14 protein-coding genes are annotated in these 14,317 nt (G+C 69.8%); 1 reads left to right on the forward strand and 13 read right to left on the reverse strand.

Annotation, left to right across the window (positions count from 1 at the left end; all coding sequences use genetic code 11):
* Positions 1-37: 37 nt before the first annotated feature.
* The 13 genes from ACFT4A_RS37490 to ACFT4A_RS37550 form a co-directional block, all read right to left on the reverse strand.
* On the reverse strand, positions 38-1,123 hold the full coding sequence (locus ACFT4A_RS37490; RefSeq protein WP_382839738.1) for an ABC transporter ATP-binding protein: 1,086 nt from the start codon (positions 1,121-1,123) through the stop codon (positions 38-40).
* The gene (locus ACFT4A_RS37495; RefSeq protein ID WP_382839740.1) at positions 1,120-2,211 is read right to left on the reverse strand and encodes an ABC transporter ATP-binding protein; all 1,092 of its coding nucleotides are present in this window, start codon (positions 2,209-2,211) and stop codon (positions 1,120-1,122) included. Before ACFT4A_RS37495 ends, ACFT4A_RS37490 begins: the two co-directional genes overlap by 4 nt.
* 26 nt (positions 2,212-2,237) lie before the next feature.
* On the reverse strand, positions 2,238-3,230 hold the full coding sequence (locus ACFT4A_RS37500; RefSeq protein ID WP_382839743.1) for an ABC transporter permease: 993 nt from the start codon (positions 3,228-3,230) through the stop codon (positions 2,238-2,240).
* A gap of 74 nt (positions 3,231-3,304) precedes the next feature.
* A complete protein-coding gene (locus ACFT4A_RS37505) occupies positions 3,305-4,981 on the reverse strand; it encodes an ABC transporter substrate-binding protein (RefSeq protein ID WP_382839746.1) in 1,677 nt (558 codons plus the stop codon).
* Between the two features lie 76 nt (positions 4,982-5,057).
* Complete coding sequence (locus ACFT4A_RS37510; RefSeq protein ID WP_382839748.1) at positions 5,058-6,089, reverse strand: ABC transporter permease; 1,032 nt, start codon at positions 6,087-6,089, stop codon at positions 5,058-5,060.
* Positions 6,090-6,394: 305 nt separating this feature from the next.
* Positions 6,395-7,438 (reverse strand): NUDIX domain-containing protein, encoded by a 1,044-nt coding sequence (locus ACFT4A_RS37515; protein WP_382839751.1) that lies wholly within the window; start codon positions 7,436-7,438, stop codon positions 6,395-6,397.
* Between the two features lie 148 nt (positions 7,439-7,586).
* On the reverse strand, positions 7,587-7,826 hold the full coding sequence (locus tag ACFT4A_RS37520; protein ID WP_382839753.1) for a hypothetical protein: 240 nt from the start codon (positions 7,824-7,826) through the stop codon (positions 7,587-7,589).
* A 66-nt stretch (positions 7,827-7,892) separates the two neighbouring features.
* On the reverse strand, positions 7,893-8,117 hold the full coding sequence (locus ACFT4A_RS37525) for a hypothetical protein (protein ID WP_382839756.1): 225 nt from the start codon (positions 8,115-8,117) through the stop codon (positions 7,893-7,895).
* A 73-nt stretch (positions 8,118-8,190) separates the two neighbouring features.
* A complete protein-coding gene (locus ACFT4A_RS37530) occupies positions 8,191-10,584 on the reverse strand; it encodes an ATP-binding cassette domain-containing protein (protein ID WP_382839758.1) in 2,394 nt (797 codons plus the stop codon).
* A gap of 98 nt (positions 10,585-10,682) precedes the next feature.
* Positions 10,683-11,096 carry a VOC family protein gene (locus tag ACFT4A_RS37535; RefSeq protein WP_382839761.1) on the reverse strand — a complete coding sequence of 138 codons (414 nt, stop codon included), beginning with the start codon at positions 11,094-11,096 and terminating at the stop codon, positions 10,683-10,685.
* 10 nt (positions 11,097-11,106) lie between these two features.
* Entirely contained in the window at positions 11,107-11,580 is a 474-nt protein-coding gene (locus ACFT4A_RS37540; protein WP_382839764.1) for a helix-turn-helix transcriptional regulator, read from the reverse strand.
* A gap of 47 nt (positions 11,581-11,627) precedes the next feature.
* Positions 11,628-12,095, reverse strand: a complete 468-nt coding sequence (locus ACFT4A_RS37545; RefSeq protein WP_382839767.1) for a hypothetical protein — start codon at positions 12,093-12,095, stop codon at positions 11,628-11,630.
* 31 nt (positions 12,096-12,126) lie between these two features.
* Complete coding sequence (locus ACFT4A_RS37550; RefSeq protein WP_382839770.1) at positions 12,127-13,080, reverse strand: ROK family protein; 954 nt, start codon at positions 13,078-13,080, stop codon at positions 12,127-12,129.
* A gap of 171 nt (positions 13,081-13,251) precedes the next feature.
* On the opposite strand from ACFT4A_RS37550, the gene ACFT4A_RS37555 reads away from it, so the two are divergent.
* Entirely contained in the window at positions 13,252-14,316 is a 1,065-nt protein-coding gene (locus ACFT4A_RS37555) for a LacI family DNA-binding transcriptional regulator (protein WP_382839773.1), read from the forward strand.
* Position 14,317 lies beyond the last annotated feature (1 nt).

Raw genomic sequence — 14,317 nt, forward strand, 5'->3', positions numbered from 1 at the left:
GGCCCGCCACGCCGTACGGCGACGGAGCGCGGGGCGTCTAACCGAGGGCTGGGTCCAGGACGATGTCCTCCTCGCGGGCGGTGACGGACGGCTCCTCGGGAAAGTGACAAGCGGTCAGATGACCGGCGGGGCTGCCCTCGACGCGCACCAGCTGGGGTTCCTCGAGGGCGCACTTCTCCTGCGCCTTCCAGCAGCGGGTGCGGAAGCGGCAGCCGGAGGGCGGGTCGATCGGGGAGGGCACGTCCCCGGCCAGCCGGATGCGTTCGCGCCGCAAAGTGGCGTCCGGGTCGGCCTCGGGTACGGCGGACAGCAGCGCGTGGGTGTAGGGGTGCCGTGGGCGGGTGTAGAGCGACTCGCGGTCGGCGATCTCGACGATCTTGCCGAGGTACATCACGGCGACCCGTTCGGAGAAGTGCCGTACGACGGCGAGGTCGTGGGCGATGAAGACGAAGGCGATGCCGAACTCCCGCTGGAGGTCCTGGAGCAGGTTGACGACCTGCGCCTGGATGGAGACGTCCAACGCGGAGACGGGCTCGTCGGCGACGATCAGCTTCGGGCGCAGGGCGAGGGCGCGGGCGATGCCGATGCGCTGGCGCTGGCCTCCGGAGAACTCGTTCGGGTAGCGGTTGTAGTGCTCGGGGTTGAGGCCCACGGTCTCCAGGAGTTCCTGGACGCGCCGCTTGTGGCCCTGGGGCGGGTTGATGCCGTTGAGCCGCATCGGTGTCTCGATGATGGTGCCGACGGTGTGCCGGGGGTTCAGCGACGAGTACGGGTCCTGGAAGATCATCTGGAGGTTGCGGCGGGCTTCCCGCATCCGTGCGGCGGGCCGGTGGGTGATGTCCTCGCCGTCGAACAGGACGGAGCCGCCGGTGGGTTCGAGCAGCCGGGTGATCAGCCGGCCCGTGGTCGACTTGCCGCAGCCGGACTCGCCGACCAGACCCAGCGACTCGGCGGGCCCCACCGCGAAGTCGATGCCGTCGACGGCTCGGACGGCCCCGATCTGCCGCTGGAAGATGATGCCCTGCCGGAGGGGGAAGTGCTTCTGAAGACCGCGCACTTCGAGGAGGTTCTCGCCGGTGGGGCGTTCGGTGGTCGGCCCGGTGAGGGGCTGGGTGGTGCTCACGGCGTGTTCCCTTTCGTCGGCTCGTCCCCGTCGGCCCCGCCGCGGATCTCCTGCTTGGCCTCGTCGGTGAGATGGCACGCGGCGAGGTGCCCCGCCGTGCCGGAGACGAGGCGCAGCTCGGGCCGCTCCACGGTGCAGCGCCCCTGCGGCTCCCAGCCCTTGTAGGCGCAGCGGGGGTTGAAGGAGCAGCCGTCCGGCAGGTTGATCAGGCTCGGCGGTGTGCCGGGGATCGGGTTGAGCCGCTCGCCGACGTCGCCGGTGAGGTGCGGCATCGACTGCAACAGGCCCCAGGTGTAGGGGTGCTGAGGCTGCTTGAGCACCTCACGGGTGGTGCCGTACTCGATCCGGCGGCCGCCGTACATCACCAGGATGTCGTCGGCGATGTCGGAGACCACGCCGAGATCGTGCGTGATGATGACGACGGCGGAGCCGAACTCCTCCTGCAGATCGCGGATCAGGTCGAGGATCTGGGCCTGGACGGTGACGTCCAGGGCGGTGGTGGGTTCGTCGGCGATGAGCAGGGCGGGGTCGCAGACCAGGGACATGGCGATCATGGCGCGCTGGCGCATGCCGCCGGAGAACTGGTGCGGATAGTCCCTGACGCGGTGCTCGGGCTGCGGGATGCCGACCCGCTTCAGCATCTCCACGGCCCGCTCCCTGGCCTCCTTCTTGGAGACCTTGTGGTGCACGCGGTAGGCCTCGGCGATCTGGGCGCCGACGGTGAAGAAGGGGTGCAGCGCGGAGAGCGGGTCCTGGAAGATCATGGAGACCGTACGGCCGCGCAGTTCACGCATCTCGGCCTCGGGCAGGGCGACGAGTTCCCTGCCCTCCAGGCGGATCTCTCCGGAGACCTTGGCGCGGGTGCCCTTGTGCAGTCCGAGCAGGGCCAGCGAGGTCACCGACTTGCCGGAGCCGGACTCGCCGACGATGCCGAGGGTCCTGCCCTTCTCCAGGCTGAAGGAGACGCCGTCGACGGACTTGACGATGCCGTCCTCGGTCGGGAAGTGCACCCTCAGGTCGCGTACGTCGAGGAAGGGTGCGGGCGCGGGCGTGACGTCCGCGGGCTGCGGTGAGGTCTGAACGGACACGGGTGTTCCTAAGGACGATGAAGGGCTCAGGCGAGGCGTACGCGCGGGTCGACGAGGCCGTACACCAGGTCGACGACGACGTTGGCGAGGACGACGAACGTCGCGGCGAAGAGCGTGGTGCCGAGGATGACCGGCAGGTCGGAGTTCTGGACGGAGTCGACGGCGAGCTTGCCGATGCCGTTGATGCCGAAGACCGACTCGGTGATGACCGCGGAGCCTCCGATCAGGGAGCCGACGTCCATGCCGAAGATGGTGATGATGGGGGTGATGGCGGCCCGCAGCCCGTGCTTGAGGACGACGCTGGAGGCCGTCAGTCCCTTGGCGCGGGCGGTGCGCATGTAGTCCTCGGCGAAGACTTCCAGCATGGAGGAGCGAGTGAGCCTGGTGTACATCGCGAGGTAGACGATGACCAGGGTGGTCCACGGCAGGATCAGCCCCTGGAACCAGCCGGCCGGGTCCTCGGTGATCGGTGTGTAGCCGGAGGTCGGCAGGATCTGGAACTTGTCGACGAAGAGGTACAGCAGAAGCAGGCCGATGAAGTAGATCTGCACCGACACGCCGAACAGGGCCAGTCCGACCGCCGCCTTGTCGGCGGCCCGGCCCCGTCGGACCGCGGCGACGGTGCCGAGGCCGACCCCCAGGATCAGGAACGCCACCGCGGCGCCGAGACCGAGGGAGAGGTCCGCCGGGAAGTCCTGGAGCAGGGTCGTCAGGACGGGGGTGTCGGTCTGGAAGGAGACGCCGAGGCAGGGCGCGCCGCAGTGGATGCGGACGCTCTGGTCGCCGAAGTCACGGCCGGCGACCAGCCCCTTGAGGAACTCCCAGTACTGCGTCAGGTAGCCCTGGTCCAGGCCCAGCGAGTGTTTGATCTCCGCGAGGCGGGAGGGGGAGCAGGTCTTGCCGCAGGCCAGGAGTGCGGGGTCGGACGGCAGCGCGAAGAAGATGAAGAAGGTGATCGTGGTGATCACCAGCATGATCACGGCCGCTGCCAGCAGGCGTCTGATGAGGTAACGAAACATGGGGTGCCAGGACCTGACGTGAGTGGGCTGCCCGCCGGCGGCCAAAGCCGCCGGCGGGGTTCAGAGGAGATGCGTCAGTGCTTGACGTAGACGTGGACCAGGCTCGGCTCGGCCAGGATCGTGTCGGGGATGACACCGCCGACCTTGGAGCCGGACATGTCGCTGAAGTTCATGTACGTCAGCGGGACCACGGCGGCGTCCTTCAGGATCTGCTGGTCCATCCGGCCGTAGGCGGCGTTGCGCTGCTTGACGTCGGTCATCGTGGCGGCCTTGTCGATCAGCGCGTTGACCTTCGGGTCGTTCAGGTACGACAGGTCCTGGTTGGCCTGCGGGTTCTTCTTGATGAGCCGGCCGTCGAAGAGGGTGGGCAGCACCGTGGAGGCGTTCGGCCAGTCGGCGATCCAGTCGCCCCAGGTCAGGTCGTACTGGTTCTTCGTGTTGTTGACGGTGCTGAAGTAGTTCGCCGCGTCGATCGGGCTGATGTTGACGTGGATGCCGATGCGCTCCAGCGCGGTCTTCACGGCGTCGGCGAAGTGCTCCTGGGTGGGGGTGTTCTCCACGGCGATCGACATGGCCGGCTTGGGGTTGCCTGCCTGCTTCATCAGCGCCTTGGCCTTGGCGAGGTTGCCGGCCGGGTTGGCGCTGTACAGGTTGAACTTCCGGTAGCCGCCGATGCCGGGGCTCAGCATGGTGGTGGCGTAGTCGCCGTACGCGGAGCCGCCGAAGGCGCCGCGGACCGTGGTCTTGTCGATGGCGTACTCGATCGCCTGGCGGACCTTGAGGTCCTTGACGCGGGTGGTGTTGATCGCCAGGTAGTTGATGCCGGGCGCGGGGATCTTGTAGTAACGGCTCTTCAAGGACGGGTCGTTGGCGAGCGACGCAAGGTCGGAACCGGCGATCGGCCACTGCTGGATCGACGTCTGGGCGGTTCCCGCGTCGGCCTTGATCTGCTGGTCGATGGCCGACTCGTCCTGGCCGAACCTGACGTCCATCGCGTCGACGTTCTGCTGCCGGATCGGGTCGGTCGCCTGGGACCAGTGCTTGTTCCGGGTGAGGACGAGTTCCTTGTTCTTGGTGTACGACTTGATCATGTACGGGCCGTCGGACCACACATGGGTGTCGTAGGTCGAGCCGGTGTCATGGGCCTTGGGCACGGCGGCCCAGCCGGGCATGGCGGTGGTCTCGTTGAAGTCGGCCACCGGCTGGTTCAGATGGAAGACGATGGTGTACTTGTCCGGCGTCCCGATGGAGCCGAGTTCCTTGCCCTGGTACGGGCCCTTGTAGTCGGAGCCGCCGACGAGCCACTGGCCCGCGTAGGGCGGTCCGCCGTTGATGTCGGAGGAGAAGAACCGCTCGACGCCGTACTTGATGTCCGGTGCGGTGACCTCGGTGCCGTCCTGGTACTTGACGCCGTGCCGCAGGTGGAAGGTCCAGACGGTGGCGCCCTTGCTGGGCGTTCCGGTGTCGGTGGCCAGGTCGCCGACCAGTTTCGGCGTCGAGCCCGTCTCGTCCCAGCCGGTGAGGGTCCGGACGATCTCCTCGTCCATGCTCGAACCCTCGGTCGTGTAGACGCGCTGGGGGTCGAGGTGGTCGAAGTCCGCCTTGTCGAGAATGGTGAGTGTGCCGCCCTTGCCGGGGGCGCCGCTTCCGCCGGTGCCGGAGGACCCTCCGCATGCGGTGGCTCCCAGGGCGATCACCACGGCGGTTGCCGTGAGAGCGACCGTGCGCGATCTGCGCGTGCTGCGCGTCATTGAGGAAACTCCTTCTTGCTACGGGCGCGGCGGCCGTTCGTGGGGCCGCCGGGCCGACACTCGGGGGGTGGCTCGGTCAGCCGCGCCGGGCGCGGGGATCCAGGGCGTCCCGGACGCCGTCCCCGAGGAGGTTGAGCGCCAGGACCAGGAGGAAGAGCAGGACGCCGGGCACGAAGAGGTACATCGGGTCCTGGAGGAAGAACTGGGAGGCGTCCGAGAGCAGGGCTCCCCAGTCGGGGTTGGGCGGGATGACGCCGACGCCCAGGTACGACAGGGCCGCCTCGGTGGTGATGTTCTGCGGGACGGCCAGCGCGAAGGAGATCAGGATCGGCGCCCACAGGTTGGGCAGCAGCTGCCGGAAGAGGATGTGCCGCCGGCCGGCGCTCATCAGCCGCGCGGCGTCGACGAACTCCCGCTCGCGCAGGGACAGTACCTGTCCGCGCACCAGACGGGCGGTGTACGCCCAGGCGAAGACGGCGATGTTGAGGACCAGGACGAGGAGGCGGAGGTTCTCGTCGGTGCCGCCGTGGGTGTTGGTCTGCAGCGCGTTCTGGATCACCGGGGTGAGCGCGATGATGAACAGCAGCTGCGGGAACGCCAGCATCACGTCCATGACCCGGGACAGCAGGGAGTCGACCCAGCCGCCGAAGTAGCCGGCCGCGAGCCCCGCGACGACACCGACCACGGTGGACAGCACGGCCGAGGCGAAGCCCACGTACAGGGAGGTGCGCAGGCCGTAGACGATACGGGCGAACAGGTCGTAGCCCGTGCCCGGTTCGACGCCGAGCAGATGCCGGGCGCTGATGCCGCCCAGCGACCCGTAGGGGAAGTTGCCCGTGTCCGGGTTGATCGCCTTGTTGTCGGGGGTGATCGGCCCCCAGCCGGTCAGCGCGGTGAGGACCGGCGCGAGCAGGGCGATCACGATGAACAGGGCGGTGGCCACCAGGGCGGCCGTGGTGACCTTGTCCCGCCTGATCCGTCGCCAGGCCATCCGGGCCGGTGAGCGGCCGGCGACGACCGGGCCGCCGGGTCTGCTGTCCTGCGTCGACGGCTCGGTCAGCAGCGCGGTGCCGCCGCCGGTGTCGACCGGCTGGTGTTGCGTGGTCATCGTACGGACATCCCGGATCTGCCCCTGAGGCAAGGAAATTGAGTGGCGGTCGTGAGCGCCGCCGTGAGACATTGCGGACTTTCGCAATGCCGTGCGAGGGCGGTCAAGCCGCGCAGGGGCCAGAAAAGGGATTGTTTGCGGTCATGGAAAAGTGTTGACGAGAGCAGGGAATGTGATTACCCGCCACGTGAGGGAACGAGGGAGATTCCTTGGGCGGTGTTTGACATTGCCTCCGGGTGCGTTTCCTCTTGCTTTTCCCTCGGAATCCCCCGCGCCGGGTAAAGGGCACGAACCCAGCCCCCGGCTCAGCCGACCGGCACCCCGGCCTCCAGGTAGAACGCCGCTCCGCGTTCGCGCGCCCTCAGGGCCCAGCGCAAGCGCTCGTAGCGCACCGGTGGCAGCAGGTCGGCGGCCTCCTCCTCGGTGACGAACCGCCACTCGCGCAGCTCCGGCCCGGGCAGCAGCACCCGGCCGGCCTCCGCTGAGTCGAGGAGACCGCCGTCGAAGAGGAGGCGCAGGCCGCCGAAGCCGGGGGGCGCGGGGCGCTCCCAGTCGACGACGAGCAGGCTCGGCACCTCGTCGAGGTGGATGCCGGTCTCCTCGGCGACCTCCCGCACACCGGCCCGCGCGGGCGCCTCACCCGGCTCGACGACTCCGCCGGGGAACTCCCAGCCGGCCTTGTAGGTGGGGTCGACGAGGAGCACGCGGTCCTGTTCGTCGAAGAGGAGCACACCGGCGGCGAGTGTCTCGGCGGTGGGCTCGGGCGTCTGCACGATGTCGCAGACGGGCACGGAGCCGTTGTTCACGGCCTCGGCGATGCGGGCGGCGGTCTCGTACGGCGTGAGGTCGCTGGTGTCGACCGGGTGCGCGTCCGCGGTGAGCCAGGAGGCGAGCGCGGCCCGGTACGGCTCGATGTGGTCGGAGGACCACTGGCGTATTCGTATCTCGCCGTCGGGGAGGTCCCGCGGCACCTCGCGGCCCGCCACCCGCTCCCGCAGTATCGTTTCGGCCGGAGCGAGCAGGATGTGGCTGACCGGAATCCTGCGCGCGGCCAGGCCGCCGAAGATCTCGTCGCGGTACTCCTGACGCAGCAGCGTCATCGGGACGACCAGGGTTCCGCCGAGCTCGGCGAGCATCGCGGCCGCCGTGTCGATCACGAGCCGTCGCCAGATCGGCAGGTCCTGGAAGTCGCCGACCTCGGCGAGGCGCTTGGGCGGCAGCAGATACCGCAGCGCTCCGCCGATGACCTCGGGGTCGAAGAGCGTGCTGTTCGGGATCAGTTCGATCAGTTCCTGTGCGGTGGTGGTCTTCCCCGCACCGAACGCGCCGTTGATCCAGACGACGGTCACAGGTCCCCCTCTTCTGTTGGCCCCCTGAGGCTTGCCCGCTCCACCCTGCCACGGAAACCAGCCCCAGTTGAGGGCGCATGACGACGGCGCCGGCGCTCCCCGTGCGAGGGGGAGCGCCGGCGCCGTGGGCCGAGGCTGGAGCGGCTCGTCAGCCCTTCTTCTGAACGCCCTTCTTCTGGGCACCCTTCTTCTGAGCGCCCTTCTTCTGGACGCCGTCCTTCCCTGCCACGGACAGCCCGTCCTTGCCGACGGCCTGGTTGAGCGTGTTGAGAGTCTCGTCCACGTTGATCCCGGGGAGCTTCTCTCCGACCGCGTGCGACGGAGTGACCGCCGCGACGACGAAGCCGGTGGCCAGGGAGGCGATGGCGAGCATGCTGCGCTTCTTCATGACCGATTCAACTGCCGAACCCGCTCCGGGGTCACGCCACTGGGCCGTTCGGGCGACGCGACGGCTTCATTCGGGACCGTTGTCCCAGGTCGCGGGCCCGCCGCCGCGCCATTCGATCAGCCCCGACGACGCCGCGTACGCCGCGTCCGCGTCCTCGATCCCCGCCCGCCGCAGGAACTCGGCCACGTCCAGCAGTCCGTACGCGATCCCGAGGAACTGATCGTCCACACGGACCCGCCGGCCACCGTCCACGGCCGGCGGGTAGACCACGACGGGCTTCACGGACGCCATGGCACCAGGGTGCGCGGGGACGGCGCCGGGCGCGCGCCGGGATGGGCCGTTCAGCCTGCCTTTCGCCTCCGTGTCAGGCGCCCACGTAGGCCGCGAGATGCTCCCCGGTCAGGGTGGAGCCGTCCGCGACCAGTTCGGCCGGGGTGCCCTCGAAGACGATCCGGCCGCCGTCGTGTCCGGCGCCCGGGCCGAGGTCGATGATCCAGTCGGCGTGCGCCATGACCGCCTGGTGGTGCTCGATGACGATGACCGACTTGCCGGCGTCGACGAGCCGGTCCAGCAGGCCGAGCAGCTGCTCCACGTCGGCGAGGTGGAGACCGGTGGTCGGCTCGTCGAGTACGTAGACACCGCCCTTGTCGCCCATGTGCGTGGCGAGCTTGAGCCGCTGCCGCTCGCCGCCGGAGAGGGTGGTGAGCGGCTGGCCGAGGGTGAGGTAGCCGAGTCCGACGTCCGCCATCCGTTCGATGATCCGGTGGGCCGCCGGGGTGCGCGCCTCACCGGCGCCGAAGAACTTCTCGGCCTCGGCCACCGACATCGCCAGCACCTCGCTGATGTCGCGGCCGCCGAAGCGGTACTCCAGCACCGACGCCTCGAACCGCTTGCCTTCGCACACCTCGCAGGGGGTCGCGACGCTCTGCATGATCGCCAGGTCGGTGTAGATGACACCGGCACCGTTGCAGGTGGGGCAGGCGCCCTCGGAGTTGGCACTGAAGAGCGCCGGCTTCACGCCGTTGGCCTTGGCGAAGGCCTTGCGGATCGGGTCGGCAAGACCGGTGTACGTCGCCGGGTTGCTGCGCCGGGAGCCGCGGATCGCGGTCTGGTCGATCGACACCACGCCCTCGGTGGTGGGGATCGAACCGTGCACGAGCGAACTCTTGCCGGAGCCGGCGACACCGGTGACGACGGTGAGCACGCCGAGCGGGATGTCGACGTCGACGTTGTCCAGGTTGTTCGCTGTCGCGCCGCGGATCGCGAGGGTGCCGGTGGGCTCGCGGACCGTCTCCTTCAGCGCTGCCCGGTCGCCGAGATGACGGCCGGTGACGGTGCCGCTCTTGTGCAGTCCCTCCAGGGTGCCCTCGAAGCAGACGGTGCCGCCCGCCGTGCCCGCGCCGGGGCCGAGGTCCACGACATGGTCGGCGATGGCGATCGTCTCCGGCTTGTGCTCCACCACCAGAACGGTGTTGCCCTTGTCGCGCAGCCGCAGCAGCAGGTTGTTCATCCGCTGGATGTCATGGGGGTGCAGTCCGATGGTCGGCTCGTCGAAGACGTAGGTGACGTCGGTGAGCGAGGAGCCGAGGTGCCGGATCATCTTGGTGCGCTGCGCCTCGCCGCCGGAGAGCGTGCCCGAGGCCCGGTCGAGCGAGAGATAGCCGAGCCCGATCTCCACGAACGAGTCCAGGGTGTGCCGGAGCTTGGCGAGCAGCGGCGCCACCGACGGATCCTCGATCCCACGGGCCCATGCGGCCAGGTCTCGGATCTCCATCGCGCAGGCGTCGGCGATGTTGACCTTGCCGATCCTGGAGGAGCGGACCAGCTCGCTGAGCCGGGTGCCGTCACACTCGGGGCACTCCGTGAAGGTGACCGCCCGGTCCACGAAGGCCCGGATGTGCGGCTGCATCGACTCGCGGTCCTTGGCGAGGAAGGTCTTCTGGATCTTCGGGATCAGCCCCTCGTACGTGAGGTTGACGCCGTTGATCTTCACCTTGGTCGGCTCGCGGTACAGGAAGTCGTGCCGCTCCTTCTTGGTGTACTTGCGGATCGGCTTCTCCTTGTCGAAGAAGCCCGACTCGGTGATGACCCGCACCACCCAGCCGTCCCCGGTGTAGGTGGGGATGGTGAACGGGTCCTCGGAGAGCGACTTGGAGTCGTCGAACAGCTGGGTGAGGTCGATGTCGGAGACCTTGCCCCGGCCCTCGCAGTGCGTGCACATGCCGCCGGTGCGGCTGAAGGTCACCTTCTGCGTCTTGGTCTTGTCGGCACCCCGGTCGACCGTGATCCCGCCGCTCGCCGAGACCGAGGCGACATTGAAGGAGAACGCGCCGGGCGGGCCGATGTACGGCGTGCCGAGCCGGCTGAAGAGGATGCGCAGCATCGCGTTGGCGTCGGTGGCGGTGCCGACGGTGGAGCGCGGGTCGGACCCCATGCGCTGCTGGTCGACGGTGATCGCGGTGGTCAGCCCGTCCAGTACATCGACCTCGGGCCGGGCCAGGTTCGGCATGAAGCCCTGGAGGAAGGCGCTGTACGTCTCGTTGATCAGCCGCTGCGACTCCGCGGCGATCGTGTCGAACACCAGCGAGCTCTTGCCCGAGCCGGAGACGCCCGTGAACACCGTGAGCCTGCGCTTCGGAATCTCGATGCTGACGTCCTTGAGGTTGTTCTCGCGCGCACCGTGCACACGGATCACGTCATGGCTGTCGGCAGCGTGCGGCCCGGGCGACTGTCTGTCCGTCGTCGTGGCCTTGCTCATCGTGTCTCCATCTGTCGCTCGGACGTTCTGTCCCCCGCACCGGACCGGTGAGTTCGGCGCGGGGGATGGGGTGCGTGGGGCCGGCCGCCGCTACGGCGTCACGGCTTCAGCTGCTGGATGCGGATCATGTTGCCCGCGGGGTCGCGGAAGGCACAGTCGCGGACGCCGTACGGCTGGTCCACCGGCTCCTGGACCACCTCGGCGTCGCCCGCCTGCAGCCGATCGAAGGCGCCGTCGACGTCGGTGGTGGCCAGGACGATGCTCGCGTAGGTGCCCTTGGCCATCATCTCGGCGATGGTGCGGCCCTCGTCCTCGGTGATGCCCGGGTCGGCGGCCGGCGGATGCAGGACGATGTTGGTGCCGGGCTGGCCGACGGGCCCGACCGTGATCCAGCGCATGCCCTCGTACCCGACGTCGTTGCGGACTTCGAAGCCGAGGGTGTCGCGGTAGAACGCCAGAGCGGCGTCCGGGTCGTCGTGCGGCAGGAAACTGGCGTGAATGTTGAGGTCCATGGCCACCACGCTAGTTTCGGCTCGGTGCGGGCGCTTCTCGATTCCTGACCGGTCTGGTGACCTGCTTCGCCACGCACGACGGGATGCCCGCGGTCGCGCGCGCCGCCTCGCGCCGGTAGGCGCTGGGCGGCATCCCGACCAGCTCGGTGAAGCGGGTGCTGAAGGTGCCCAGCGACGAGCAGCCGACCTCGAAGCACACCTCGGTGACACTGCGGTCGCCCCGGCGCAGCAGGGCCATCGCGCGCTCGATGCGCCGCGTCATGAGGTAGCTGTATGGCGACTCGCCGTACGCCTGCCGGAACTCCCGGCTGAGATGCCCGGCCGACATGTGCACACCCCGGGCCAGCGCCTCCACGTCCAGCGGCTGTGCGTACTCCCGGTCGATCCGGTCCTTGACCCGGCGCAGACGGGCCAGGTCACGCAGGCGCTGCGCCGAGGTGGGTCTGCTGGTCACATGCGGGATCGTGCCACATCGCACGGACATTCGGTCGATTTCGGAGGGAAAAAGCCGGTGTCCCGGGCCGGGGCCCGTCAGGTGAAGTACGTGTCGAACGTTCCGATCCACCAGGCCGCGAGCGGCAGGACGCACATCTGCACACCCGCTGTGATCCAGCAGCGGCCGAGCACCGCGATCCCGAAGGTCCACCACGCGGTGGAGCGCAGCGCGCTCACGACTGCGGCCTGGTAGCCCTGACCGGTGGAATCGACCATGCCGGGGTAGCCCATCCAGTCCTCGGTGAAGACACCGTCCGCCCCGAACACGAGGATCGCCGACACGAACCACAGGTCGGCCAGGAGGGCCGTCACAGCGAGCGCCACGTCGAAGCGCCGGAACGCGGGCGCCGGCAGCAGCAGCCGTACCGCGAAGTGCCCTTGGCGGCGCACCCAGTCCCGCCGCCGGACCCGCACCAGCGTGACGACGGCGAACACCAGCGCCCCGAGAGCCGCCGCCCACCCGCCCGTGAAGAACAGCCCGAAGAACAGCATCCCGGCACTCACGTCGGGACCGCCTGAACGTTCCTGCCCGGTCTCACACCCCCGCCGCGGCCGTGTCCGGCCGCTTCGCGAGTGCTGCCGCCGCAGCGCCCACCAGGCCGGCGTCGGTGCCCATCTGGGCCGGTGCCACCGTCAGGTTACGGACGAAAGACAGGGTCGCGTAGGCGCTCAGAGCCTTGCGCAGCGGGGCGAAGAGGATGTCGCCCGCCTTGCCCACTCCCCCGCCGATCACCGCTATGTCGATCTCCACGAGGGTCGCGGTGGCGGCGATCCCTGCGGCCAGGGCCTGGGCGGCACGCTCGAAGGAGGCGAGGGCGACCGGGTCGCCGGACCGGGCGGCGGCGGCCACCGCGGCGGCGGAGGTGTCACCGTCGGGGCCGGGCCGCCAGCCGTTCTCCAGGGCGCGCCGGGCGATGTTGGGGCCACTCGCGATGCGCTCGACGCAGCCGTGCGAGCCGCACGGGCACAGATCGCCGTCGAGGTCCACGCTGATGTGGCCGATATGGCCGGCGTTGCCGGTGGGCCCGGGATGCAGCCGGCCGCCGAGCACCAGGCCGCCGCCGACCCCCGTGGAGACGACCATGCACAGCGCGTTGTCGTGACCGCGGGCGGCGCCCTGCCAGTGTTCGGCCGCCGTGATCGCCACACCGTCGCCGATCAGCTCGACGGGCAGGTCCCCGGCCGCGGCCCGGACACGTCCGACGAGCGGGTAGCCGCGCCAGCCGGGCACGTTCACCGGGCTCACCGTGCCCGCCGAGGCGTCCACGGGCCCGGCGCTGCCGATGCCCACGGCCGTGGCGCGCTCCCACAGCGGCGACACGGTGAGCTCGCCGAGCACCTCCTCCACGGCCCGCATCACGGTGTCGCCGTCCTCCCGGGCGGGCGTCGGCCGCTGGGCGCGGACCAGGATCCGGCCGTGGCCGTCCACCAGAGCGCCGGCGATCTTGGTACCGCCGATGTCGAGCGCGGCCACGAGGTCGGTGTGCATCAGTGTCGGATCTCCCCGTCAACCATGAGAAAGAACGCCGAGCGGCACCGGTCCCGCACGGGTGCGCGGGCCGGACATTGCGGTGGACAGTCTCCCCCGAGCCTGACAACGTTGTCCAGGCTCTATGCTCGACGCCACATCCTCATACAAACCCAGGACCGACGCACCCCCGTGGACGACAGGACAGGACACCGCACCGTGCCCCAGACCCCCCTCCGATCCGCAACGCGCTACGGCACCCGGCCGACCATGAAGGACGTCGCGGCACGCGCCGGAGTCGGGCTCAAGACGGTCTCCCGGGTGGTGAACGGGGAACCGGGGGTCACCCCGGAGACGGAGCGGCGGGTCCAGGAGGCGATCGACGCCCTCGGCTTCCGCCGCAACGACAGCGCGCGGGTGCTGCGCAAGGGCCGCACGGCCAGCATCGGCCTGGTCCTGGAGGACCTCGCGGACCCGTTCTACGGGCCGCTGAGCCGCTCGGTCGAGGAGGTGGCCCGCGCGCACGGCGCCCTGCTGATCAACGGCTCCAGCGCGGAGGACCCGGAGCGTGAGCAGGAGCTGGTGCTGGCGCTGTGCGCGCGGCGGGTGGACGGGCTGGTGGTGATTCCTGCCGGTGACGACCACCGGTATCTGGAACCGGAGCTCAAGGCGGGTGTCGCCACGGTGTTCGTGGACCGGCCGGCCGGGTACATCGACGCCGACGTGGTCCTGTCGGACAACTTCGGGGGCGCCCGCGGCGGCGTCGCCCATCTCATCGCGCACGGGCACCGCCGGATCGGCTTCATCGGCGACATGCCCCGCATCCACACCGCCGCCGAGCGGCTGCGCGGCTACCGGGCCGCGCTGGAGGACGCGGGCATACCGGTGGCGGACTCCTGGATGTCCCTCGGCGTCACCGACCCCGAGCGGGTGCGCAGGGCGGCCGAGGAGATGCTGTCCGGCCCGGACCCGGTCACCGCGATCTTCACGGCCAACAACCGGGTGACGGTCACCGTGATCCGCGTGCTCGCCGAGCACGCCCGCCGGGTCGCCCTGGTCGGCTTCGACGACATCGAGCTGGCCGACCTGCTCCAGCCGGGCGTCACGGTCGTCGCCCAGGACGCGGCGGACATCGGCCGCACCGCGGCGGAACGTCTCTTCCGGCAGCTCGACGGCACCCAGATCGCCCCCGAGCGGGTCGAGCTGCCGACCCGGCTGATCACCCGCGGCTCCGGTGAGCTGCCCCCGGCGGACTGAG

The sequence above is a fragment of the Streptomyces sp. NPDC057099 genome (genome assembly GCF_042671245.1).
Classification (GTDB): Bacteria; Actinomycetota; Actinomycetes; order Streptomycetales; family Streptomycetaceae; genus Streptomyces; species Streptomyces purpurascens.

Excerpts from the sequence above, each read along its gene's own strand:
- ACFT4A_RS37530 (WP_382839758.1), bottom strand. The coding sequence starts at position 10,584 with ATGAGCAAGGCCACGACGACGGACAGACAGTCGCCCGGGCCGCACGCT.
- ACFT4A_RS37500 (WP_382839743.1), bottom strand. The coding sequence starts at position 3,230 with ATGTTTCGTTACCTCATCAGACGCCTGCTGGCAGCGGCCGTGATCATG.
- ACFT4A_RS37550 (WP_382839770.1), bottom strand. The coding sequence starts at position 13,080 with ATGCACACCGACCTCGTGGCCGCGCTCGACATCGGCGGTACCAAGATC.
- ACFT4A_RS37540 (WP_382839764.1), bottom strand. The coding sequence starts at position 11,580 with ATGTCCGTGCGATGTGGCACGATCCCGCATGTGACCAGCAGACCCACC.
- ACFT4A_RS37510 (WP_382839748.1), bottom strand. The coding sequence starts at position 6,089 with ATGACCACGCAACACCAGCCGGTCGACACCGGCGGCGGCACCGCGCTG.
- ACFT4A_RS37535 (WP_382839761.1), bottom strand. The coding sequence starts at position 11,096 with ATGGACCTCAACATTCACGCCAGTTTCCTGCCGCACGACGACCCGGAC.
- ACFT4A_RS37525 (WP_382839756.1), bottom strand. The coding sequence starts at position 8,117 with ATGGCGTCCGTGAAGCCCGTCGTGGTCTACCCGCCGGCCGTGGACGGT.
- ACFT4A_RS37520 (WP_382839753.1), bottom strand. The coding sequence starts at position 7,826 with ATGAAGAAGCGCAGCATGCTCGCCATCGCCTCCCTGGCCACCGGCTTC.
- ACFT4A_RS37505 (WP_382839746.1), bottom strand. The coding sequence starts at position 4,981 with ATGACGCGCAGCACGCGCAGATCGCGCACGGTCGCTCTCACGGCAACC.